The sequence below is a fragment of the Thauera sp. genome, assembly GCF_035444905.1.
In the GTDB taxonomy this organism is placed as follows: domain Bacteria; phylum Pseudomonadota; class Gammaproteobacteria; order Burkholderiales; family Rhodocyclaceae; genus Thauera.
On the sequence record NZ_DAOMPS010000039.1, the window covers coordinates 1 to 22615 of the forward strand.

General features: G+C 64.6%; 20 protein-coding genes and 1 pseudogene. 18 read left to right on the forward strand and 3 right to left on the reverse strand.

The genetic code is table 11. From position 1 onward, the window contains the following. The 11 genes and pseudogenes from PLC66_RS15915 to PLC66_RS15965 all read left to right on the forward strand — a co-directional run. A partial coding sequence (locus tag PLC66_RS15915; RefSeq protein WP_324542151.1) for a ParA family protein occupies positions 1-704 on the forward strand: 704 nt, incomplete at its 5' end. Then, complete coding sequence (locus PLC66_RS15920) at positions 688-924, forward strand: type II toxin-antitoxin system HicA family toxin (RefSeq protein ID WP_004362265.1); 237 nt, start codon at positions 688-690, stop codon at positions 922-924. The genes PLC66_RS15915 and PLC66_RS15920, both read left to right, overlap by 17 nt. Further along, on the forward strand, positions 917-2575 hold the full coding sequence (locus PLC66_RS15925) for a ParB family protein (protein WP_324542154.1): 1659 nt from the start codon (positions 917-919) through the stop codon (positions 2573-2575). The genes PLC66_RS15920 and PLC66_RS15925 overlap by 8 nt, the downstream gene beginning before the upstream one ends. Before the next feature lie 17 nt (positions 2576-2592). Continuing rightward, entirely contained in the window at positions 2593-3153 is a 561-nt protein-coding gene (locus PLC66_RS15930; protein ID WP_324542156.1) for a DUF2857 domain-containing protein, read from the forward strand. A 3-nt stretch (positions 3154-3156) separates the two neighbouring features. Beyond that, positions 3157-4359, forward strand: coding sequence for an STY4528 family pathogenicity island replication protein (locus tag PLC66_RS15935; protein WP_324542158.1), 1203 nt, complete (start codon positions 3157-3159; stop codon positions 4357-4359). 121 nt (positions 4360-4480) lie between these two features. Then, on the forward strand, positions 4481-4852 hold the full coding sequence (locus PLC66_RS15940) for a DNA-binding protein (protein ID WP_324542160.1): 372 nt from the start codon (positions 4481-4483) through the stop codon (positions 4850-4852). Then, positions 4849-5376 carry an RES family NAD+ phosphorylase gene (locus PLC66_RS15945; RefSeq protein WP_324542162.1) on the forward strand — a complete coding sequence of 176 codons (528 nt, stop codon included), beginning with the start codon at positions 4849-4851 and terminating at the stop codon, positions 5374-5376. Before PLC66_RS15940 ends, PLC66_RS15945 begins: the two co-directional genes overlap by 4 nt. 183 nt (positions 5377-5559) lie before the next feature. After that, positions 5560-6348: a PFL_4669 family integrating conjugative element protein gene (locus tag PLC66_RS15950; protein WP_324542164.1), complete on the forward strand. Its 789-nt coding sequence runs from the start codon at positions 5560-5562 to the stop codon at positions 6346-6348. Continuing rightward, a complete protein-coding gene (locus PLC66_RS15955) occupies positions 6345-6893 on the forward strand; it encodes a DUF3158 family protein (RefSeq protein WP_324542166.1) in 549 nt (182 codons plus the stop codon). The genes PLC66_RS15950 and PLC66_RS15955 overlap by 4 nt, the downstream gene beginning before the upstream one ends. Continuing rightward, entirely contained in the window at positions 6890-7273 is a 384-nt protein-coding gene (locus PLC66_RS15960; RefSeq protein WP_324542168.1) for a single-stranded DNA-binding protein, read from the forward strand. The genes PLC66_RS15955 and PLC66_RS15960 overlap by 4 nt, the downstream gene beginning before the upstream one ends. A 298-nt stretch (positions 7274-7571) precedes the next feature. Continuing rightward, a pseudogene (locus PLC66_RS15965) lies at positions 7572-9476 on the forward strand (DNA topoisomerase III); the annotation flags it as partial. 75 nt (positions 9477-9551) lie between these two features. Here PLC66_RS15965 and PLC66_RS15970 read toward each other — a convergent pair. The 3 genes from PLC66_RS15970 to PLC66_RS15980 are packed head-to-tail and all read right to left on the reverse strand — an operon-like array spanning position 9552 to position 13173. Continuing rightward, complete coding sequence (locus tag PLC66_RS15970) at positions 9552-11495, reverse strand: esterase/lipase family protein (protein ID WP_324542170.1); 1944 nt, start codon at positions 11493-11495, stop codon at positions 9552-9554. Continuing rightward, complete coding sequence (locus PLC66_RS15975; RefSeq protein WP_324542172.1) at positions 11492-12538, reverse strand: lipoprotein N-acyltransferase Lnb domain-containing protein; 1047 nt, start codon at positions 12536-12538, stop codon at positions 11492-11494. The genes PLC66_RS15970 and PLC66_RS15975 overlap by 4 nt, the downstream gene beginning before the upstream one ends. Next, positions 12535-13173 carry a TetR/AcrR family transcriptional regulator gene (locus PLC66_RS15980; protein WP_324542174.1) on the reverse strand — a complete coding sequence of 213 codons (639 nt, stop codon included), beginning with the start codon at positions 13171-13173 and terminating at the stop codon, positions 12535-12537. The genes PLC66_RS15975 and PLC66_RS15980 overlap by 4 nt, the downstream gene beginning before the upstream one ends. A gap of 451 nt (positions 13174-13624) precedes the next feature. On the opposite strand from PLC66_RS15980, the gene PLC66_RS15985 reads away from it, so the two are divergent. From PLC66_RS15985 to PLC66_RS16015, 7 genes are all read left to right on the forward strand, one after another. Further along, positions 13625-15112, forward strand: a complete 1488-nt coding sequence (locus tag PLC66_RS15985; protein ID WP_324542176.1) for an efflux transporter outer membrane subunit — start codon at positions 13625-13627, stop codon at positions 15110-15112. A gap of 14 nt (positions 15113-15126) precedes the next feature. Continuing rightward, positions 15127-16206 (forward strand): HlyD family secretion protein, encoded by a 1080-nt coding sequence (locus PLC66_RS15990; protein WP_324542178.1) that lies wholly within the window; start codon positions 15127-15129, stop codon positions 16204-16206. Positions 16207-16209: 3 nt separating this feature from the next. Beyond that, complete coding sequence (rbbA, locus tag PLC66_RS15995; protein WP_088137968.1) at positions 16210-18978, forward strand: ribosome-associated ATPase/putative transporter RbbA; 2769 nt, start codon at positions 16210-16212, stop codon at positions 18976-18978. A 1-nt stretch (position 18979) separates the two neighbouring features. Further along, positions 18980-20110: an ABC transporter permease gene (locus PLC66_RS16000; protein ID WP_088137969.1), complete on the forward strand. Its 1131-nt coding sequence runs from the start codon at positions 18980-18982 to the stop codon at positions 20108-20110. A gap of 49 nt (positions 20111-20159) precedes the next feature. Next, complete coding sequence (locus PLC66_RS16005) at positions 20160-20621, forward strand: phasin family protein (RefSeq protein ID WP_044396478.1); 462 nt, start codon at positions 20160-20162, stop codon at positions 20619-20621. Then, on the forward strand, positions 20611-21309 hold the full coding sequence (gene phbB, locus PLC66_RS16010; RefSeq protein WP_324542187.1) for an acetoacetyl-CoA reductase: 699 nt from the start codon (positions 20611-20613) through the stop codon (positions 21307-21309). The genes PLC66_RS16005 and phbB overlap by 11 nt, the downstream gene beginning before the upstream one ends. 118 nt (positions 21310-21427) lie before the next feature. Further along, complete coding sequence (locus PLC66_RS16015) at positions 21428-22597, forward strand: ISAs1 family transposase (RefSeq protein ID WP_324542189.1); 1170 nt, start codon at positions 21428-21430, stop codon at positions 22595-22597. The last annotated feature ends 18 nt before the right edge of the window (positions 22598-22615 follow it).

The following is a 22615-nucleotide window of genomic DNA, read 5'->3' on the forward strand; positions in this document are numbered from 1 at the left end:
CCGGCGGCATCTACGAGATGCTGGCCTTCAACGAGCGGCGCATCGAGCAACTGGTATCGCGCACCGCGATCGCAGGCCTGGATCTGGTGCTCTCCAACGACGACCGCGGTGAGCTGAGTACGCTGCTGTTGCACGCTCCGGACGGGCGCCTGCGACTGCGGCATTTGCTTCCCGTCTTTCGTTCGCGCTACGACTTGCTGCTGATCGACACCCAGGGCGCGCGCAGTGTGCTGCTGGAGATGGCAGTTTTGGCGTCCGACCTCGCGCTGTCGCCGGTAACACCGGAAATCCTTGCGGCGCGCGAGCTGCGGCGCGGCACGCTGCAACTGATCGAGGACATCGCGCCGTATCGGCACCTGGGCATCGAGCCGCCGCTGCTGCGCCTGCTCATCAACCGTGTGCATCCGGTGTCGTCGAACGCGCGGATGGTCCAGCAGGCGCTGCGACAGGTGTTCCAGGAACAGGCCGGTGTGCAGGTGCTGGACACCGATGTGCCGGCCATCGAAGCCTATCCACGCGCTGCGACACGAGGATTGCCGGTGCATCGGGTGGAGTACCGGCAGCCGGCTGGGCGAACGGCGCCCGCGGCACTGGAGACCATGCGTACGCTGGCCGGCGAGCTGTTCCCCGCGTGGCGGGAGCGCTTTTCGCTGGTCACCGGCCGGCCCGATGGGGGAGGGGCCGCCCATGGCGAGCGCGCGTGAACTGGCACGCGGCCGTGAGCGGCTGCGTGCGCTGATCGAGTTCGCGCAGGGCGAAGGCTGGCGCGTGGTGCGCACATCCGGCGGGCACCTGAAATTCACGAAACCAGGTTGCACGTCGATCTACACCAGCGCGACGGCGAGCGACCATCGTGCCGACCGCAATGCCCGCGCGCAGCTTCGCCGCGCTGACCGGCAGGCGCAGGAGATCGGCCATGGCTGAGCTGACGCCCCAGGACATGGCTGCCAAGTTGTTGACCACCGGCTTCGAGCGCAGCGGCCCTTCGGCCGCGGCCTTGAGCGACCCCATCGCCGATACGCCGATGGTGGTGACGCTGGACCAGTTGCGGCCCTACGACCATGACCCGCGCGTGACACGCAACCCGGCCTATTCGGAGATCAAGGCCTCCATCCGCGAACGCGGGCTGGACGCGCCTCCCGCGATCACGCGCAGGCCGGGCGAGACGCACTACATCATTCGCAATGGCGGCAACACGCGGCTGGCCATCCTGCGGGAACTGTGGAGCGAGACCAGGGAGGAGCGCTTCTTCCGCCTTGCGTGCCTGTTTCGTCCATGGCCGGCGCGCGGCGAAATCGTGGCGCTGACAGGGCATCTGGCGGAGAATGAGCTGCGCGGTGGGCTGACCTTCATCGAGCGCGCGTTGGGCATCGAGAAGGCGCGCGAGTTTTACGAGCAGGAAAGCGGGCAGGCGTTGTCGCAGAGCGAACTCGCGCGGCGGCTGACGGCCGACGGCTATCCGGTACCGCAGTCGCACATCAGCCGGATGAACGATGCCGTGCGCTATCTGCTGCCGGCGATACCGAGCCTGCTCTACGGCGGGCTGGGCCGGCATCAGGTAGAGCGGCTCGCGGTGCTGCGCAAGGCGTGCGAGCGCATTTGGGAACGCCGTGCGCTGGGCCGGCCGCTGGCCGTGGACTTCGCTTCGCTGTTCCAGGATGTGCTGTCGCCGTTCGACATGCAACCGGAGGGCTTCTCGCCCCAGCGCGTGCAGGACGAACTGGTGGGCCAGATGGCCGAACTGCTGGAGGCGGACTACGACACGCTGGCGTTGGAGATCAACGATAGCGAAAGCCGCCAGCGTGCGTTGACCAGCGAACCCGCGCCGTCGACGCCACCGGCAGCGTCTGTCGTGCCTGCTCTTCCTCCCCTACCGGTCTCCGCGCCTCAGCAGCCACGCGTCTCGTCTGCGCCGCGCGACACCACGTCGGCCACGCCTCCGGCACCAGAGGCGACGCCGCCTGCATCGCCCAAGGCGACGGAGGAGCAGGACGGCCAGCGCGACGAGCGCTTGCGGGGTCACATCGTGACGCCGGTGCCGACCACCGAGCGCCTGCAGTCCATCCAGCGAATGGTCGCGGACCAGCTCGGCGACAAACTGCCTGATTTCGAGGTCGATGCGCTGCGCGCGATCCCGGTGCAGGCCGGCGGGCTCTATCCGGTCTCCGACGTCTGGTACATCGAGCCAAGCCTTGATGTGCCGGATCGTCTGCGCGTGCACATTGCGCAGTTCGCTCGCGAAATCGCCGACGAAGCGGGAGTGGCCAACCGGGTTGAAGCCAGCGACAGCGGCATCGGCTTCGTCTGCGTGACGCTGGCCGTGGACGAGGCAAAGGCCTTGCCAGCATTCGCGCATGGGGTTCTGATCCTGCTGCGCGCGCTGAGCCCCGCATCGGCGCCTGCGACCGGACTGGATCGCGCGCGTCTGGCCGATGACCTGGGCTCGCTGCTCCATGGTCACGGCGGCCTGGCCATGCGCCTGAGCGATGCCGGGCTGGTGAAGCTGTTCCGTCTGCTGCGCCTGGCGCGCCGGCTGCTGGATCTGGAAGCCGGTGACCCGGGCCACGTGTCTTGAGCGCTGAGGAGGCTCCCATGTCGGCATCGCATCCGCTCAATCAGGCAGTCATTGCCCAGGCGCTGCACGATCTTCACAACGGCCAGCTGCGTCGCTGCAAGGCGATGGGCTTCGGCGAGGAGGAACTGGATGCGCTGAAGCGCCCCGAGCTCGTGAGCATGCTCGTGAATGCCACTGTGTCGTGGTGTTCGGTGTCGGTGAACCGGGAAGTGTTGAAGCGGCTGCTGAGCCAGGTGCATGACGTGGAGCGGGAGATCGCGACGGTGGACCGCATGCTGCGCCTGGGGGCCAGCACCGAGATGGTCAGCAGCTTCTACGGCCTCACGCATCAGGAAGTGGCGCTGCGCCGCGACATCCTCGGGTTGCCAAAGCGCAAGGGCCGGCATCCTGTGCTCGACGAGGCGCAGGACGTGGCCCTGTGGGAGCGCTGGAAGGTCGGCGTCGCCGAGCGCCATGTCGCCCTGACCGACGATATGGCGATGCTGGCGCTGACCATGGACCTGGCCGAGGCGCTCAGCCTGCCGATGTCGGTGGTGTGGGCGGCGATAAGAAACTGGATCGACCAGGGACTGGTGTAGGCCATGACCAAGGGCGACGTACCACGGCGCGAAGGCTCCGTTGCGCTGTCGGCCTTGTTCGACGAAGCGCTACGGCACCTTGAGCCCAAGGAAACGGGGCAGGGCGCGGCGCCGCGCCAAGATGGTTTTCTGTACAGCGGCAACCGGCACGAGAGCGTTCCGCGCGCGCTGTTCCTCGACCGTCGCCTGACACCGCTGGAGCGCAATGCCTGGCAGGTGTTCCGCCTTCAGCTCAACGACGATGGCGTGACCGCCTTTCCAACCTACGATCAGCTCTGCCCCTATCTGGCGTCCATGCCCTGCGCGGCGCAGGCCTCGCACGAGACCGTGGCGCGCGCCCTGACGTTGCTGCGGCTGACGCGTTGGCTCAGCCTGGTACGGCGGCGACGCGATCCCAGGACCGGCCGCATCCAGGGCAACCTCTACGTGCTGCACGACGAACCACTGTCGCCGTTCGAGGCGATGCAGCTCGATGCCGACTACCTCGGCCTGGTGAGCCAGGCGCTGACCCATGCCGCCAAGGCGGTACAGATCGTGGGCATGAACACGCTCAAGGAGATTGCCGAAGACCCGCTGCTAAGCGGCCGCACGCTGCCGACCCGCTTGCAGGCGCTGGCGCAGCGCATGACACGCCACGGTTTGGCGACGGAGAGTTATCCACAGGAGGTCGCCGACTACGATTCCGAAGAAGGCCAGGATGCCCTTCCTCGGAATGCTGCGCGCCCGTCTTCGGAATCCGAAGCAGGGCCGAAACCCGTATCGGACGGCTCACTTCGGATTCCGAAGGAGGACCGTACAGTACGTATTGATCGTATGAATGAAGTACGTACCGTACCGCGCGCGAAGGCAATGCAGAACCTCCGGCTGCCCGAGCGCTTCCTGCGCCTGAAGGACGAGCAGCAGGCCGGCGCACTGGTTGCCCTGCAGCAGGTGGCCGAAACCCAGCGCCAGGCGGTGCTCGACGAGTGGGCGGCGCGCTGTGGCGGCAGCACGGTGCGCAATCCCGCGGGCTACTTGTTCGGCATCATCCAGAAGGCGCTGCGAGGGGAGTTCAAGGCGTGGGCGGGGACCGACGCAGCAGCGCCGCCCGCGCCGCGAGCCGCGGGGCCGGCGCCATCGTCGTCGCCTTCGGGTTCCCGTCCGGCCGACCCCGAGGTGGCGCGCGCCTACCTCGCACGGCTGCGCTCAGCCTTGCGCGACGCCTGAGCTATCCCCACGGGATAGCTGGGACAGGGAGTCTTCCGGCAGGGAGCGGAAAGCTGCTTTGCGCTGTGCGTAAACTGTGCGTATAATATGCGCACGATTCCTTTCCTATGGGAGCAGCGCCATGGCCTCTATCGCTTTCTCGGACGTGCTTGAGTCGGTGCGTGAAGCTGGCACGTCCCACATCTCCGCCACGGGCGTCGCCGATGCGTTTGGTCTGCAGTACCAGGACTTGGCCACGCTGGCCGGGGTGCACCGCAACACCCTGCGCACTCACCCTGAGTCCCCGCGACTGCAGGCCGCGCTGCGCGATCTCATGCGGGTGCTGTCGGCCGCCACGGCAGTGCAGCCGAACACCGCGCGTGCGCTTTTCATGGTCAAGAACGAGCCCATTCCGGCGTTCCGCCACAAGACCCTGCTGCAGTTGGTGCAGGAAGGACGCACCGACGATGCGATCGATTACTTGGAGTCGATCAGTGCGGGGTTCACCGGATGATCCTCCACGACCTGCCGCCCGGCACCACACTGTTCCGCGCGCATACCCCGCAGTGGGCCAGCCGGCCCACCAGCGGCGCGGGTGCGGCGGCCAAGGGCGGGCGCTTCAACCGGGAGGGCATCGAGGCGCTGTATCTGTCGCTGGAGGAGGTGACCGCATTGCGCGAGTACCAGCAGACCTCGCCCTTCCTGTCGCCCTGCACGATGTGCTCGAACACCGCAACTTTGCGCAGACTGGTCGATCTGCGCCAACTCCATGAGGGCGATTCTTGGGATGAGCTGTGGCACGACTGGCGTGAGGACTGGCGCCACCTGAAATTCGACCTGCACATCGAGCCGCCTACTTGGGTGCTGGGCGACATGGTGCTGGCCCAGGGCCACGCGGGGATCCTGTTCCCCAGTCAGGCGAACGACGGCGGCACCAATGTCGTCGTGTACGTGGATCGACTCAAGGACGGCAATTCCGTCGTGGTCAATGATCCCGACGGGCGGCTGCCCCGCGACCAATCCAGCTGGAAGCGCTGACAACGCAACGCCGTCTCACCTTTCGGCCCCTTGCCGGTCGGAACCCTATCCCCAGGGGATAGCCGGCACACACAGCCTTCCGTGCGGAACAAACCGGGCGCGCATGGGCTGCGGTTTGTTGACTGACAGCCTTCCGGCCGATGCCGATGCTGGTGACTCGCCCCTTCACCGCGAGTCGCTCCCATGGCCAACGAACGCACAGAACCCCTGCAACTGAATCTCGGATCGCTGCGCAGCGCGATGTCGCTGACGCTGCACACGCACCACGCCTCGCGCATCTGGCACGGCCGCGCACCGACCGAGGGGCGTCCCGGCATCATCGGTCTCAACGGTTTCATCGGCGCCATGAACAAGATGAAGCGCGGCGCGGAGCAGGACGACCCGTACTCGGACTGGTGGATGTTGCGGATCGAGGACAAGCTCGCCGACACCAAGACCCGCCTGCAGACCCTGCGCGAACAGGTGGATCAGGCCCTGGCCGACGTGCCACCGGCGCTGTCGCTGGGCGAGAACATGAATGTGCAGCCGGTGAAGCTGCCGCTGTTCGTGAATGCGCAGCTCGGCTTCATGGCGGTGTATCTGCTGGCCGACTACGACGACCTGGCACGCAAGCTCATCCTGGCGCACCACACGGCGCTGATCGACCGCAGCACCTTGGAGCGCTGGCTCAATGAGGGCGCACACGCGCTGCGCAGCCTGTTCTCGCTGGCCCAGCAGTACCGCTACTCGGGCACGACGCGCGACGACTTCGCGGCGAAGAACGCGGCGGCGCGAGCGGCGCTGGAGAAATTCGGCGAGCTGCCACAGCAGGTGCTGGAAGGCACGCACCGCTCGCGCTTCGCGCCACCGATCGCGCGGCGGACGAACAAGCACGACACGCCGCCTGCTGCACCCGTCCTCGAGCCCGATGCCCCGGTGCATACGGGTGGCGCCTCCGATGGTAGGGCAGGTGACGAGGGGGGCGGCGCATGACAGCGTCGGGCCCCAACAGCCACGCCACGCGCTTCGTGGCGCTGGAACAGGCGGACTTCCAGCGGCTGGAACACGCAGGCTACCTAAAAGGCCTTTTACAGCCTTTTAAGGGTAAGGGGAGTCTGGAGAACTGGGTCAGCCAGTGCACGGCGCTGCGTGACGGCGTGATCGGCCTCGCACAGCGACGCGTGTTGCCCCAGGCGCGCGCCTACCCCTTCAGCCTGCTCGGCGTGCAACTGGCCCAGCAGACGACTGGCGCAGGGACGACCTTCCTGCGCTGGCGCAATCTCGACCGTTCTTCAATGGGCGTGGCGTTGTGGGAGGCTCTGCTGGCCAACCCCGCGACGCCGGCCGCGCTGATCGACGAGCTGTACGCGATGGAGCTGCAGCGCATCGTGCTGAACATGCAGATCAGCCTCACTCACAGCATCGCTCGCCAAGCCCAGGCGTGCGCCAGCAAGGCCGCGCAGGCCGAAGCGGCTTACCTGCGCCGTGTCCACGGGCATACCGCGCCCGTTCCATCCACCACCAAGGAGTCACCATGAGCACGCACTTCGTCGGCGAGGGCAACATCGGTTCTGCGCCGGACTACCGCGAATTCCCGAATGGCAACGACGAGCCGCGCCGGCTGGTGCGACTGAACGTCTATTTCGACAACCCGATCCCGAAGAAGGACGGCGAGTACGAAGATCGCGGTGGCTTCTGGGCGCCGGTGGAACTGTGGCATCGCGACGCCGAGCACTGGAGGGCGCTGTACCAGAAGGGCATGCGCGTGCTGGTCGAAGGCCGCGCCGTGCGCGACGAGTGGGAGGACGCCGACGAGAACGAGCGCGTCACCTTCAAGATCGAGGCCCGGCGCGTGGGCATCCTGCCGTACCGCATCGAGTCGGTGGCGCTCAGTGCCAAACCGGCCGGCGGACAGTAGTTCGCCCATCGTCGCTTCCCCGAGGGCGGCTGTAGCAATCGTCATACGCCCGCGATGCACCAGCGAGCTATCCCCAGGGGATAGCTCCAAGGTTGTCCAGGGAGTTCCAGCCGCCCTCCCGAAACGACGCTCTTGCTGTGCCAACTCCCGCGGTCTATCCGCACCGCTGCAGCAACGGACCGCCTGCCTGCCGATCGCAAAGCGGTGTCCGCACCAATCGGCTTCCTTGCTGCTGGCATCTCCGGGCCCCACCAAGCTGACCCTCATCCGATGAACCACACACTCACAAGGAGGCTTCATGCGCGTGTTCCTGTGCGAGAAGCCGTCCCAGGGCAAGGACATCGCCCGTGTGCTGGGCGCCGGCCAACGCGGCAACGGCTGCTACACCGGTGTGGATGTCGTCGTGACCTGGTGCATCGGTCATCTGGTGGAGGCGGTTCCGCCCGAAGGCTACGGCGAGCAATACAAGCGCTGGGCCATCGAGCAACTGCCCATTCTTCCTGAGCGTTGGCGGGTCGAGCCCAAGGCGGCGACCGCAGCGCAGTTCAAGGTGGTGCAGCTGCTCGTCGCCAAGGCGAGCGAACTGGTGATTGCGACCGACGCCGACCGCGAGGGCGAGATGATCGCCCGCGAGATCATCGACCTATGCGGCTACCGCGGTCCGATTCAGCGCCTGTGGCTGTCGGCGCTCAACGATGCGTCGATCCGCAAGGCGCTGGGGGCGCTCAAGCCGTCCGCCGAGACGCTGCCACTGTATTTCTCCGCACTCGCCCGATCGCGCGCCGACTGGCTGATCGGGATGAACCTGAGCCGCTTGTTCACACTGCTGGGGCGCCAGGCCGGCTACACCGGCGTGCTGTCGGTGGGGCGCGTGCAGACGCCGACGCTGAAGTTGGTCGTGGATCGTGATCGCGAGATCGCGCGCTTCGTCTCCGTGCCGTATTGGACCGTGGATGTGCTGCTTGTCCATGCCGGCCAGTCCTTCACCGCGAGCTGGATGCCGCCCGAAGGCAGCACGGATGCAGCGGGTCGCTGCCTTCAGCAGGCGGTGGCGCAGCAGGCTGCGGACCGCCTTCGCGCGGCACGCGATGCGCAGGTCGTGTCGGTGAACACCGAGCGCGTGCGCGAGGCACCGCCGCTGCCGTTCGATCTGGGCACCCTGCAGGAAGTGTGTTCGCGTCAGATCGGCCTCGAGGTGCAGGAGACACTCGACATCGCGCAGGCGCTGTACGAGACGCACAAGGCGACGACCTATCCGCGCAGCGACTCGGGATATTTGCCCGAAAGCATGCTCGCCGAAGTGCCGGCGGTGCTCGATGCACTGCTCGCCACCGATCCCAGCCTGCGACCCTTGGTCGGCCAGCTCGACCGCAACCAGCGTTCGCGCGCCTGGAACGACGGCAAGGTGACGGCGCACCACGGCATCATCCCGACGCTGGAGCCCGCCAACCTGTCGGCCATGGACGCGAAGGAGCTGGCTGTCTACCGGCTGATCCGCGCCCATTACCTCGCGCAGTTCCTCCCGGACCATGAGTTCGACCGCACGGTGGCGCAGCTCGCTTGCGGCGGCCAGGCGCTCGTGGCGGTGGGCAAGCAGATCGCCGTGATTGGCTGGCACCGCATACTGGCGAAACCGGAGCCGGACGCTCCTGATGGCGAGGAAGCGCAGCGCAGCCAGGTGCTGCCGCCACTGGCGAGCGGATCGCGCTGCGGGGTCGAACAGGTCGAACTAAAGGCGTTGAAAACGCTGCCGCCCAAGCCCTACACCCAGGGCGAACTGGTCAAGGCGATGAAGGGTGTGGCCAAGCTGGTGGACGACCCGCGTCTGAAGCAGAAGCTGAAGGAGACGACGGGCATCGGCACCGAGGCCACGCGCGCCAGCACGATCACGGGCCTGCTCGATCGCGGCTACCTGCTGAGGAAGGGCCGCGCCATCCGCGCGTCGGATGCGGCCTTCACGCTCATCGACGCCGTGCCGGCCGCCATCGCCGATCCCGGCATGACCGCCATCTGGGAGCAGGCGCTCGATATGATCGAGGCCGGCCAGATGACGCTGGACACCTTCATCGCCAAGCAATCCGCCTGGGTGGCCCAGCTCGTGCAGGAGCATCGGGGCGCGGCGCTTTCCATCGCGCTGCCGCCGTCGCCGCCTTGTCCGCAGTGCGGCACGCAGATGCACCAGCGTGCCGGAAGGAATGGCGCGTTGGTGCACTACGCCCATCTGAAAGATAGAAACCTGCCCAAATCAGCTCAGCTGCATACAGCAGATGGCAGTTGTCTATGGCTGCATGAAATGGGCTTCCCGCAGAGCCATGTCCTCCCTCAGAATGCGCTGGATCTCCAGTATCGCGGCCGCGCTCTGTTGCACGCTGTGCCCCGAAATAATGACTTTCTCGGACTGTGCGCCGGGAAGATGTGCGCTGCGATAAGGCACAAGACCGTCATCGGAATCATCGAGGGCCACTTCGGAATTGGCTTGGGCCACGATCGAGTGATAGCGCACCTGGGATGAGATGGGAAAGCCCGCCGCCGTACGCACGAACGGATCGTTTTCGTCGAGATTGTTCACGCTATTGGGAATGGTTGCCAGGCTTTCACGGCTGCTGGCGGCCGCATTGGGTGCCAGTGTATGGGCGAGTTCTTCGAGCACCGTAATGGGAAAGCGGATAAATCCCGCCATCCAGCGCCCCAGGCGTCCACCCGCGACCGATGTGCCCCGATGAGGCGCCGCGATGAAGATGGCACTGCTGACATTCGGGAAGGGCTCGAAGCGCAACATGGGATCAATGCGCCTGATCTGCTGCGGCGTCAACCGACTGTGATCCGCAGCCAATTGCACCAGCGATTGATCGGTTGACGACACCATCAACCGCGCGATGACCCCGCCCATGCTATGCCCCACCAGCACGAGGTCGGACGACGCCGGCGCTTGGCCGGATGGGTCGAAATGCGTCAGCGTATCCCCGAGCGCCCTGCGAATCATGGCGTGGTTCAACGCGACTGGCATGTTGGTCGGGTAGTAGACCTGCCAGATCTGGTAATGCTGGCGCAGGGCCTCATCGCCCAGGATTTCGTTGGCGAGTTCCACCCAGGCTTCAGGGCTGCTGGCCAGTCCGTGCAGCATGACGATGATCCGCCTGTTCGGATCGTAGGGCTGCATCAAGTAGACGTGCGGGCGGTCGATGCCACCCTCGCGCCCGAGCAGGCTGCGCAGCGACTGGCGGTTGAAATTGGCACGGGCCAGCCATACGCCATAGCCGGCCGTGAAATTGGCCGCCAGCGGCACACGTTGGCCGCGCAGCATAATGGCCGATTCCACATAGGGGTCATGCACCGTCAGACGGGCTGTACGAGCATGCAGCACGCTGTCCAAGTTGTCTCCGTCGGGATGCAGCAGAACCGTCATGGACGGCGCGGGCATCTCGCTCCAGGGCAGCGGTTGCTGATCATGTTTTGCCGCTGGGCGACCACCCCGAGTTGGGGCGGCGCTCAGGGACTCGTCCGGAATGACCGCCACAAGCTCGGCGCCAAAGCCGTCGCGCCGGTAGAGGCTACGCAATCCACGGAAAGACAGGGACGAGGCTGGCAGGAGTTCGGCTGGCACCGCCGTACTGCCCGGTAAGCGCGCGCCGCGCATATCCAGCTTCAGTTCCCAGCCTGCAATGTTCCAACTGGTCTGGTCGGGCAACTGCGTCGGCATTTGTTGCCGAACTTCGAACATGCCGGTGGCCGCATGCTCGACGGCATAGTTATACCAATCCCGCACTTGGGTCTGGCGATCCTCGAAGGCCCGCTCTCCCGGAGTATGGTCACCAAGGAACAGATAAGCATAGGCATAGCGAATCGTCTCAAGCCAGGCGGCTTGCTGCGCTGAGCCGGGCTTCATGGCCTGAGCCTGCGCCAGCCATAGTTCGGACAGTGCAGCCAGGCGTCTATCCGTGGCGACCCCCGTCACGGTAGCCAAGGCCTCCGCGCACTCCGAGGAGATCGGCTTTGCGCATGCCTGCTCATCCAATGCCGCCACCCTGATGGTCTGGACAGTCGCATCGCTGAGCTTGCCACGTGTCAGGATGTCGCCGCGCTTGAGTTCGATGGCCTCCCTGGCAGGTAGCGTATGAACTTCAACCACTGGGCCGAACTCGCGCAGGATCGAGCAGCCCCCCAGCAGCAGCGGAGCAAGAGCGGCGCATGCAATGAGAAGGCAGGCCTGCGGGAACCTCATGGATTCACCTCGTTGGCAGGGATGCCTGGCACGCCTTGTCGAATCGACATCGAGAAGTCATCCTCTGACACATCGGAAGCAAGGGCACGTTCGTTGATATGCCCCAGTGCCTGCAATTCATCGTAACGATAGCCAGGCGTCAATCCATGCAGGTCGTAGACGTACCGCGCAAAATATCCAGACAGCAGCAGGCGATAGTCCATTGGCAATGCGGGCGCAATGACCCGGGCCAGCTCGAATACGATGGTCGTGCAGTTACTGGTTAACGTGTTGTAAAAGCGCGGTTTCTGCCGCAGTTCATTGGCCGCGTTCAGATACTCCAGAAACAACGCGCGGGCACTCGCCTGATTCATCTGCAAGCGATAGAGATAAACATCTTCGCCTCGCGCGTTGCTGCGCGTACGCACAATGTCTCGCTCATCGGCGGCTACCAGGATCTGCTCGAACTGACGGAAGAATCCTCCTACCGCCGAGAAGGACTCATGGCGTTCCTTGCGAATTTCCAGCGAGAACACCACGCGTTCACCGCCATCGAAGCCGAACGACACCAGGGTGTGGGCGATGTGCGGCCCCATCCAGTAGGAAAGCACCAAGTCGGCGCTGCGCAGACGATCCAGGTCGTATGTGCGGCTCTCCCACTGCGGGGTGTAGTCGGTTTCGCTGCGCCACTGGAAGTTGCGCACATTATTCAGGTGAACATGGTTGCCGTCGATCCTGGCCTCCAGCAACTGGGCGACATCGTCAGCCCATACACGCTGGTGTGACGGCTGCAGCGTCCCCCACCACATGAGCAGGGAGGCGGCTGCGATCACAAATGCGAATCCGGCGATGTTGCGATTGCGCCGCCCAAGCAAGCCCGCCCGCGACAAGACAACGGTCACACCCAACGTAGACCACATGGCAATGACGAACCATCGCACCACCGAAGGTCCCGGCATCTGATGCCACAGAGCCAGCGCACCCCACACAGTCAGCAGCAGTACCACAAAGCCGATCGCCAAGCCTGCAAGGGCGCGCAGGACTATGTGCATCACTCCGCTCATTGAGGCTGCAAAAGCTCAAGCAACAGTTGCCGGTGCGCATCCCGTAACTGCACCAGCGAGATGGAAGGACTGCCCTTGGACAGCATCGAGGAACTCAGCCACAGCACTGCGGGCGCGAGCGCCAACGGGAAGAAGTGTTCGGTCAAGACGCCTGGGCGAATGACGCCTCGGCGTATGTTGCGGTGGATGATGGTCTGCGCCCGCTCTTTCAGCCCGAGCGCAACTTCGTTGTGCCAACGCTGCACCAGCTCTGGAGTTCGGGCGCTTTCGGCCAGAAGCAGCCGGTAGATCGACATCGTGGCAGGGGAGCTGAAGGTCGCGTACAGGCGATCCAGGTAGACATCTACCAGCTCTGGCAACGTCAGATCCTCATCCGGGAGCCAGCCCTGGAAATCAAAAATCTGCTTCGTCGTACGTTCGAGCAAGGCGTGAAAAATTTCTTCCTTGCTTTTGAAGTGGGCATAGATGCCAGCCTTGGACAAGCCCGCGCATTCCGCCAGGCGCTCCATCGACACTGCGTTGTATGTCCGATCCGCGAATTCGACCAGGGCCGCGTCGAGTATTTCCTCTTTCCTGGCGGCAGAGGACAGGTAGCGGCGCTTGTTGTCTGGCGCGTCATCTTTCTTGGGTGGCATTCAAAGGCTCTGTTCAAAGATCTGAGGGGTGTTCCCATGGGCCTGTCACCGGCTCTACCAAGAATCAGGGCCTTCCTTGAACCCAAGCCGGCAGCTCGAATTGACCTGCGTCAATGACCGACGAGCCCGCTGATTGCGGTTCTTGGATTGTAACGTATAATTGAAAACAACCGTCCAGTCGTTTGTTTTAAGATTTCACAATGCAGATCAACACAGGGCGCGAGTGAACCCGGCACATCGGGTTACGACACAGGAAGAGCGCCCTATCAACCAGCCGGGGAACACGGGGATGCACATATCAACAAGGAGATGAAGTGGGCTTGACAGCACTTGCAAGCAAGAAAGTAGGGCCTGCGGACACCAGCCACGAACCCCGCATTGCGCGGGTGGCAGCCATTCCCTCCTCTGCGACCAGACCCTCTTCAGCCCGATACCTGTACGGAACGTGACCATGCTCCCAACTTCCCCGTTGTTTCCCGCGTTCAGATTGCGCGCTGCCTCGTCGGCCCTGAGCGCCGTCGTCTTGACCGGCTGCATGTCGCTCGCTCCGGCGCCAGACACCCCGCCATTGCCCGTGCCCGAAGCCTGGCCCGCGCATCTTGGATCAGGCACCGACGGCGCCCACGCGGGAGAGCTTGCCTGGCAGGCGTATTTCACCGACCCCCTGCTGCAACGCCTCATCGAGACTGCGCTGGAAAACAACCGCGACCTGCGCGTGGCCGCGCTGCGCGTCGAGGAAGCCAGCGCCACATTCCGCATTCAGCGCTCGGATCGTTTTCCTGCCATGGGCGTGGGCGCCCAAGGTGGACGCGCGCGGGTCCCTGGCGACCTGAACATGTCGGGCCGATCGCTGGTGGGCGGCGAGTACCGGGCCGAGGTGGGTTTGACCACCTGGGAACTGGATCTGTGGGGTCGGATCCGCAACCTGGAAGACGCCGCCCTGCAAGCTTGGCTGGCTTCCGACGCGGCTCGCCAGGCCGTCCATTTGGCGCTGATCGCCCAGGTGGCAGACGGCTATCTTGGCCTGCGCGAGATCGACGAACGCGTGGCGATCGCACGGCAAACCGTGACCACCCGCGAGGAGTCCTATCGCATTTTCCGGCGCCGCGTCGAAGTCGGCTCGACCTCGAAGCTGGATCTCACACAGGTCCAGACCCTGCTGAACCAAGCTCAGGCGCTGCTGACGCAGCTTGAGCAGGCTCGCACCACGCAACTGCACGCCCTGGCACTGCTGGTAGGCGCTGATCCCGGCCCGCTGCCCGCCAAGGCACCCTTCGATGAAACGACGGTTCTGGCTGAGCTGCGGGCCGGTCTGCCTTCGGAGCTGCTGGTCAGTCGCCCGGACATCATTTCCGCCGAACACCAATTGCGTGCCAGCAATGCCCACATCGGCGCGGCCCGCGCGGCGTTCTTGCCGCGCATTGCGCTGACCGGCAGCTTCGGCACGGCCAGCTCCGACTTGAATGGCTTGTTCGATTCCGGCAGTCGCGCCTGGACCTTCATGCCCACCCTGTCGCTGCCCATCTTCGATGGCGGGCGCCGCCGCGCCAATCTGGAGCTGAGCGAAGTGCGCCGCGACATCGCCGTCGCCGGATACGAAAAAACCATTCAATCGGCCTTCCGCGAGGTGGCCGATGCGCTGAGCGCAAAGCACTGGCTGGCTGAGCAGTTGACGATCCAGAGAGCCAACCTGGAAGCGCAAAGCGAACGCGCACGCCTGGCCAAGTTGCGCTACGACAACGGCTCGGCCGCCTTCTTGGAAGTGCTGGATGCCCAACGCGATCTGCTGGGAGCCCAGCAACAACTGGTACAGGCGCGCCGCGCGCTGCTGTCCAGCCAAGTGGCGCTGTATGCCGCGCTCGGCGGCGGCACCCTCGCCGCAGCCGGCGAGGCACAGGGTGCGGCCTCGACTCCCGCTTCCACCCCATCAACCCGTTAAGGCACGCCGAACCTATGACTGTCTCACCCTCTCTCAAGAAAAAACTCCTGGTCGCTGCCGCTGCAGCGGTTGTTATCGCGCTGGCCTGGTGGGGCTGGACGGAGCTTGCCGACAGCGGACCCGGCGAAGGGTTCGTCAACGGCAATGGCCGCATCGAAGCCACCGAGATCGACATCGCCACCAAGCTTCCCGGTCGTATCGAAGACATCCTGGTGCGTGAAGGCGACTTCGTCGCGGCGGGCCAGCCACTGGCCAGGATGCAACTGGAGACACTTGAAGCGCAGCGCGACGAGGCTCAGGCCATGCGCCAGCAGGCCGAGCACGGGGTGACCGCAGCGCAGGCACAGGTGGCGCTGCGCGAAGCCGACGTTGTTGCCGCCCTGGCCCTGGTCGATCAGCGCGAGTCGGAGCTCGACGCTGCCCAACGGCGGCTGAAACGTTCGCAAACCCTGTCCCAAGAGGGCGCCGCCTCGATACAGGAGCTGGACGATGACCGGGCACGCGTACGGGGCGCACAGGCGACGCTTGCGGCCAGCAAAGCGCAGGCCGCCGCTGCCCGCGCCGCGGTCGAGGCCACCAAGGCGCAGTTGGTCGGCGCGCAATCCAGCGTGCACGCCGCCACGGCCAGCATCAATCGCATCGAAGCCGATATCCGCGACAGCGAACTGCGTGCCCCGCGCGACGGACGGGTTCAGGTTCGCGTGGCGCAACCCGGCGAGGTGCTCGGAGCCGGCGGACGTGTCCTGAACCTGATCGACCTGTCGGACGTGTACATCACCTTCTTCCTGCCCGAGACCGTGGCCGGCCGCGTCGCGCTGGGTTCCGAGGTCCGCATCATTCTGGATGCCGCGCCGGAGTATGTGATACCAGCCACTGTTTCCTTCGTCGCCAGCGCGGCGCAGTTCACCCCCAAAACGGTCGAAACCGCCAGCGAGCGGCAGAAACTGATGTTTCGCGTGCGCGCGCAGATTTCGCAGGAGTTGCTGCGTGAGCACCTCAATCAGGTCAAGACCGGGTTGCCCGGCGTGGCCTGGATCAAACTCGACGCCAATGCCGAGTGGCCTCAAAACCTCTCCGTTCGCGTGCCGGAGTAAGGTATGAGCCACAGTGCGAGTGCGCAGCCCACGACCGTTGCAAGCGTCCGTCAGGTGCGCTTGCGTTACGGCGACGTCATCGCCCTGGATGGCATCGATCTGGACATTCCCGCCGGACGGATGGTCGGCCTGATCGGCCCCGACGGCGTGGGCAAATCCAGTCTGCTCTCATTGCTGGCGGGTGTGCGCATCATCCAGGAGGGCACGGTCGAGGTGCTGGGTGGCGACATGGCCAGCAAGGCCCATCGCAATAAAGTGTGCCCGCGCATCGCCTACATGCCGCAGGGACTGGGCAAAAACCTGTATCCGACGCTCTCGGTCGAGGAGAATCTGCAGTTCTTCGCGCGCCTGTTCGGTCATGGCGCCGCAGAGCGCCGCCAGCGGATCGATGAGCTCACCCAGGCCACTGGCCTGTTCAAATTCCTGGAGCGCCCGGCAGGCAAGCTGTCCGGGGGCATGAAGCAAAAACTCGGCCTGTGCTGCGCGCTGATTCATGACCCGGATTTTCTGATTCTCGATGAGCCGACGACTGGCGTGGACCCGCTGGCGCGCGCGCAGTTCTGGGATCTGATTGACCGTATCCGCGCCGATCGCCCCGGCATGAGCGTGATTGTGGCCACGGCCTACATGGATGAGGCCCAGCGCTTCGACTGGCTGGCCGCCATCGACGACGGCAAGGTCCTCGCCACCGGCACGCCGAAGGAATTGCTGGCAAGAACAGGCAGCCCGAACCTGGAAGAGGCATTCATCCGCCTGCTCCCGGAAGAGAAAAAGCGCGGACACCAAGCGGTAGTCATTCCCCCCTTGTCGGATGGCGGCGCGGACGATATCGCCATCGAGGCCGAGGGGCTGACCATGCGCTTTGGCGACTTCGTTGCCGTCGATAGCGTGTCCTTCCGCATCCGGCGCGGTGAAATCTTCGGCTTCCTCGGCTCCAACGGGTGCGGCAAGTCCACGACGATGAAGATGCTTACCGGCCTGTTGCCGGCGAGCGAGGGTCGGGCCTGGCTGTTCGGCCATGAAGTGAACCCGCATGATCTGGGCACCCGCCGCCGCGTCGGCTACATGTCCCAAGCGTTCTCGCTCTACAGCGAAATCACGGTACGCCAGAACCTGGAGTTGCACGCCAAGCTCTTCAGTGTGTCCCCGGAGGACATTCCTGCTCGCGTCGATGAGATGGTGGAGCGCTTCGGGCTGGTGGACGTCATCGACAGCCTGCCGGCCAGTCTGCCTCTGGGCATACGCCAACGCCTGTCGCTGGCGGTCGCCATGGTGCACAAGCCAGAACTGCTGATTCTGGACGAACCGACTTCGGGCGTCGACCCGGTGGCGCGCGATGCGTTCTGGCGACTGCTCATCGAGCTGTCGCGGCGTGACCGGGTGACGGTCTTCATTTCCACCCACTTCATGAACGAGGCAGAGCGCTGCGACCGCATGTCGATGATGCATGCGGGCAAGGTGCTCGACAGCGACGTGCCCGCCAGACTGGTCGAGAAGCGCGGCGCCAAAACCCTTGAAGAGGCCTTCATCGGCTACCTCGTCGAAGCCGAGGGCGGCACGGCGGCGCCGGCCAGCCAGCCCGGGGCCGCCGATCACGAGGAGCAACCATCGGCGGCGCCCGCTGAACACGGCGGGCACGGCTCTGGCGGTTTCAGTCTGCAGCGAATGTTCAGCTATCTGTGGCGCGAGACGCTGGAATTGCAGCGGGACCCGGTACGCGCCACGCTGGCGCTGGGCGGTTCGCTGCTGCTGATGTTCGTGATCGGCTTCGGCATCACCATGGACGTCGAGGACCTGAGCTATGCGGTGCTCGATCGCGACCAGACCACGCTTAGCCAGAACTACACGCTGAACTTGGCCGGATCGCGCTACTTCACCGAGCACGCGCCGATCATCGACTACGAGGACCTTGATCGACGCATGCGCAACGGCGAACTGTCGCTGGCCATTGAGATCCCCCCTGGCTTCTCTCGCGATGTGTTGCGAGGCCAGAACGTGCAGATAGGTGCCTGGATCGACGGCGCCATGCCGCAACGCGCGGAAACCGTCCAGGGCTACGTTCAGGGCATGCACCAGCACTGGCTGCTCGTACAGGCCAGCGAACGCAGCGGTGCCAGCGCCGCAGGAAATGCGAGCGTCGAGACACGCTTTCGCTACAACCCCGATGTCAAGAGCCTGCCGGCCATGGTGCCGGGGGTGATTCCCCTGTTGCTGCTCATGCTGCCGGCGATGCTGACCGCGCTGGCGGTGGTGCGCGAGAAGGAGACAGGCTCGATTACCAATCTGTACGTGACGCCGGTCACGCGCATCGAGTTCCTGCTTGGCAAGCAACTGCCCTATGTCGGTCTGGCCATGGTGAACTTCCTGCTGATGAGCCTGCTCGCGGTCACCGTCTTCGGTGTGCCGGTCACGGGCAGCTTCTTCACCCTGTCGCTGGCCGCGCTGATCTTCTCCTTCGCCGCGACAGGCATGGGGCTGCTGGCCTCGGCCGTCACGCGCAGCCAGATCGCCGCCATGTTCTTTGCCATGATCGGCACCATCATTCCGGCCACCCAGTTCGCCGGCCTGAGGGATCCCGTGTCCTCGCTTGAAGGCTCCAGCAAGTTCATCGGCGAGATCTACCCCGCCACGCACATGATCTCCATCAGCCGTGGCGTGTTCAACAAATCACTCGGCCTGGCCGACCTGACGGGGCCGCTGTGGTCGATGCTCATTTCGGTTCCGGTCATTCTCGGCGTGGCTGTTTTGCTACTCAAGAAGCAGGAGCGTTGAGATGCGCAGAAGAAACCTGGCCAACATCTACGACCTTGGTGTCAAGGAGCTGTGGAGTCTTTGGCGCGATCCGATGATGCTTGTGCTCATCGTCTATGTGTTCACCGCGTCGGTCTACACCAAGGCCACGTCCATGCCGGAGACGCTGCACAACGCGCCCATCGCCATCGTCGACGAGGATAATTCGGCGCTGTCCCAGCGGGTTGCCTCGGCCTTCTACCCCCCGCAGTTCACGCCACCGGCCATGATCGACTATGGGGACGTGGACCCGGGCATGGACGCGGGGCTGTACACCTTCGCTCTGGTCATTCCGCCCAACTTCCAGCGCGACGTGCTGGCGGGGCGATCGCCTGCCGTGCAGCTCAATGTCGACGCCACCCGCATGAGCCAGGCCTTCACCGGCAGTGGCTATATCCAGCAGATCTTCACCGGCGAAGTCAATGAGTTCGTCAAGCGTTACCGCGGCACCGACGCGCCACCCGTGGATCTGGCGTTGCGCGCACGCTTCAACCCGGCACTGGACAAGGCCTGGTTCGGCTCGGTGGTGCAGATCATCAACCACATCACGCTGTTGTCCATCATCCTGACCGGCGCAGCGCTGATCCGGGAGCGCGAGCACGGCACCATCGAGCACCTGCTGGTGATGCCGGTTACACCCGCGCAGATCATGCTCTCCAAGGTCTGGTCGATGGCCCTGGTCGTGCTGATCGCCTCCTTCCTGTCCCTCAACCTCATGGTGCGCGGCATCCTGGGCGTGCCCATCGAGGGCTCCATTGTGTTGTTCTTCGCCGGCGCGGCCCTCAGCCTGTTCGCCACCACCTCCATGGGCATATTCATCGCCACGCTGGCGCGCAACATGCCGCAGTTCGGCATGCTGATGATGCTGACCATCATGCCGCTCCAGATGCTATCCGGCGGCGACACGCCCCGCGAAAGCATGCCCGAGATCGTGCAGAACATCATGCTGATCGCACCCACCACCCATTTCGTGGAACTGAGCCAGGCCATCCTTTACCGGGACGCGGGCCTGGAGACGGTATGGCAGCCGTTCCTGGCGCTGGCCCTGATCGGCACGGTGCTGTTTTTCCTGTCGTTGGCACGCTTTCGCAAAACGATCGGCCAGATGGCCTGATCGTTTGACCGCCCGATTGGGCATTTCAACCCAAGCAAGGAGTTTGACCATGAGCAATGAAACCATCCCCCTCAACCTCTTCAAGGCGAACCTGGAACTGCAACTGCGCCTGCAGCGCCTGATGCAGGAAAACGGCCAGCAATGGCTGGAGAACGCCACGCGCGCGGGCAGCGAAAACATTGCCGAGTCCGGCACTGAGATCGAAAGCCTGCTCAAGGCCCAGAACTGGCAGGAGTTGGCCACGCTGCCCGCGCAGGCCTTCTGGCGTCAGTTTCAGCACCAGATGGGTGGCGCGCAGGCACTAACGCAAGTCGCAATCAAGAATCAGACCACCTTCACCCAAGGCCTGCAGCAAGCCATTCAGGACTGGCAGAAATCGGTCACGCAGGCCGTAGGCCAGGCAGATGCGATATTGCCGTTCCAGGATATTTTCAAGCAATGGGGAGCGGTGTGGGCCAAGGCACAGGACAAGGACGCACCAGCCAAGACAGGTGGTCGCAATGCCGGCTGAGCAACGCACTGCACTGGTCACCGGCGGCAGCGGCGGCCTGGGCGAAGCCATCGCCCGGGCCTTGCACGATGCGGGCCATACCGTGCTCATCGTCCATTCGCCGGGCAATGCCAGCATTGGCGCGTGGCTGAAAACCCAAGCCGGCGAAGGTTACGACTTCGCCGCCTACGGCGCGGATGTGGCCGACCATGCCCGTTGCCAGGAACTGGCTGACCGCATCCACACAGACGGGCATCGCATCGACATCCTGGTCAACAACGCGGGCATCACGCGCGATGCCACGTTCCGCAAGCTGAGCTACGCCGATTGGGATGCCGTCCTGCGCGTCAATCTCGATTCCGTATTCAACGTGACCCGGCCATTCATCGACGGCATGCTCGACAGGGGCTGGGGCCGGATCATCAACATCTCCTCCATCAACGGCTCCAAGGGGCAGTTCGGCCAGACCAACTACTCCGCCGCAAAAGCCGGCATGCATGGCTTCACAAAAGCCCTCGCACAGGAAGTGGCGCGCAAAGGCGTGACGGTCAACACCGTCTCGCCGGGGTATCTGGACACGAAGATGGTGACGAACATGACCGAGGGCGTGATCAAGCAAGTGGTTGCCGGTATTCCGGTAGGCCGCCTGGGGCGGCCTGGGGAGATCGCCGCACTGGTGGCATTAATCGCCAGCGAGTCTGCGGGGTGAGCGCAAGCTCACCAAATTTGCATATTGCAAATCAAGAACTGGCTCACTTTCATGGCCTTGCGAGACCCCTGTTCACATCGTCATAGATTGTGCAGTTTTCTACCTTTTTGGGCATCCCATGAAGGCAGGAAACGTCATGCCGCTAACGCCGGTCTTCGTCTCGATTTCCGACCCGCGCAGCGCGCGGCATGCGCGCCACGACCTGGCCGAGTTGCTGACGGTGGCGGTCTGCGCGGTGCTGTCGGGTGTCGACGACTTCGTCGACATCGAACTGTGGGGCGAGGCCAAGATCGACTGGTTGCGAGGCTTCATGAAGCTTGAGCATGGCATCCCGTCTCACGACACGATCGGACGCGTGTTCGGGATGATCGCGCCCGACGAGTTCGAGTGCGCGTTTCGGCGCTGGGTGGGCATGGTGGTACCGGCGCTGGCCGGGGATACAGTCGTGGCGATCGACGGCAAGACCAGCCGGGGCTCGGGTGGCAAGAACAAGGCGGACGCCAGTCCGCTGCACTTGGTCAGCGCGTTCGCGGCCGGCATGGGCGTCGTTCTTGGCCAAATGGCGACCGCCGAGAAGTCGAACGAGATCACCGCGATTCCCGAACTGCTCGCCAAGCTGGCGATCGAGGGCTGCGTGGTGACGATCGACGCGATGGGCACCCAGACGAAGATCGCCCGCACGATCCGCGAGCGCGGCGCGCATTACGTGCTGTGTGTGAAGGAGAACCATCCGAACCTGCACGATTCGATCCTGTTTGCCGACATCGATCCGCGAGGGCCGCTGACGCCGAGCTCGACCCATGAGACCACGATCAAGGACCACGGCCGCATCGAAATCCGTCGATGCCGCGCCTACGCCGCGATCGATCGCCTCTACAAGTCCGAGGACTGGCAGGACCTGGCCAGCTTCGCGGTGGTCGAGCGCATCCGCACCGTGGGCGATCACACCAGCACCGAGCGCGTCTTCTACATCAGCAGCCTGCCCGCCGACGCCGAGCGCATCGCTCGGGCCGTACGCAGTCACTGGGAGATCGAGAATCGGCTTCACTGGTGTCTGGATGTGCAGTTCAACGAGGATCAGTCACGCGTACGCAGCGGCTATGCCGCCAACAACCTGGCCATCGTTCGCCACATCGTGATGAACCTGCTGCGGCTCAACACGACGCGCAAGGCGAGCATCAAGTCCAAGCGCATGCTGGCTGCGACGATTGACGAATTTCGCGCCGAGCTGCTTGGGGTTATGACAGGAGGGTGCGATTGCCCTGCGGCAGGGGGCACGCCAGCGTGACAAAAGTTCAGTCCACAG

Excerpts from the sequence above, each read along its gene's own strand:
- PLC66_RS15950 (WP_324542164.1), top strand. The coding sequence starts at position 5,560 with ATGGCCAACGAACGCACAGAACCCCTGCAACTGAATCTCGGATCGCTG.
- rbbA (WP_088137968.1), top strand. The coding sequence starts at position 16,210 with ATGAGCCACAGTGCGAGTGCGCAGCCCACGACCGTTGCAAGCGTCCGT.
- PLC66_RS15990 (WP_324542178.1), top strand. The coding sequence starts at position 15,127 with ATGACTGTCTCACCCTCTCTCAAGAAAAAACTCCTGGTCGCTGCCGCT.
- PLC66_RS15935 (WP_324542158.1), top strand. The coding sequence starts at position 3,157 with ATGACCAAGGGCGACGTACCACGGCGCGAAGGCTCCGTTGCGCTGTCG.
- PLC66_RS15955 (WP_324542166.1), top strand. The coding sequence starts at position 6,345 with ATGACAGCGTCGGGCCCCAACAGCCACGCCACGCGCTTCGTGGCGCTG.
- PLC66_RS15945 (WP_324542162.1), top strand. The coding sequence starts at position 4,849 with ATGATCCTCCACGACCTGCCGCCCGGCACCACACTGTTCCGCGCGCAT.
- PLC66_RS16015 (WP_324542189.1), top strand. The coding sequence starts at position 21,428 with ATGAAGGCAGGAAACGTCATGCCGCTAACGCCGGTCTTCGTCTCGATT.
- PLC66_RS15970 (WP_324542170.1), bottom strand. The coding sequence starts at position 11,495 with ATGAGGTTCCCGCAGGCCTGCCTTCTCATTGCATGCGCCGCTCTTGCT.
- PLC66_RS15925 (WP_324542154.1), top strand. The coding sequence starts at position 917 with ATGGCTGAGCTGACGCCCCAGGACATGGCTGCCAAGTTGTTGACCACC.
- PLC66_RS16005 (WP_044396478.1), top strand. The coding sequence starts at position 20,160 with ATGAGCAATGAAACCATCCCCCTCAACCTCTTCAAGGCGAACCTGGAA.
- PLC66_RS15920 (WP_004362265.1), top strand. The coding sequence starts at position 688 with ATGGCGAGCGCGCGTGAACTGGCACGCGGCCGTGAGCGGCTGCGTGCG.
- PLC66_RS15980 (WP_324542174.1), bottom strand. The coding sequence starts at position 13,173 with ATGCCACCCAAGAAAGATGACGCGCCAGACAACAAGCGCCGCTACCTG.
- phbB (WP_324542187.1), top strand. The coding sequence starts at position 20,611 with ATGCCGGCTGAGCAACGCACTGCACTGGTCACCGGCGGCAGCGGCGGC.
- PLC66_RS15960 (WP_324542168.1), top strand. The coding sequence starts at position 6,890 with ATGAGCACGCACTTCGTCGGCGAGGGCAACATCGGTTCTGCGCCGGAC.
- PLC66_RS15975 (WP_324542172.1), bottom strand. The coding sequence starts at position 12,538 with ATGAGCGGAGTGATGCACATAGTCCTGCGCGCCCTTGCAGGCTTGGCG.
- PLC66_RS15985 (WP_324542176.1), top strand. The coding sequence starts at position 13,625 with ATGCTCCCAACTTCCCCGTTGTTTCCCGCGTTCAGATTGCGCGCTGCC.
- PLC66_RS15940 (WP_324542160.1), top strand. The coding sequence starts at position 4,481 with ATGGCCTCTATCGCTTTCTCGGACGTGCTTGAGTCGGTGCGTGAAGCT.
- PLC66_RS15930 (WP_324542156.1), top strand. The coding sequence starts at position 2,593 with ATGTCGGCATCGCATCCGCTCAATCAGGCAGTCATTGCCCAGGCGCTG.
- PLC66_RS16000 (WP_088137969.1), top strand. The coding sequence starts at position 18,980 with ATGCGCAGAAGAAACCTGGCCAACATCTACGACCTTGGTGTCAAGGAG.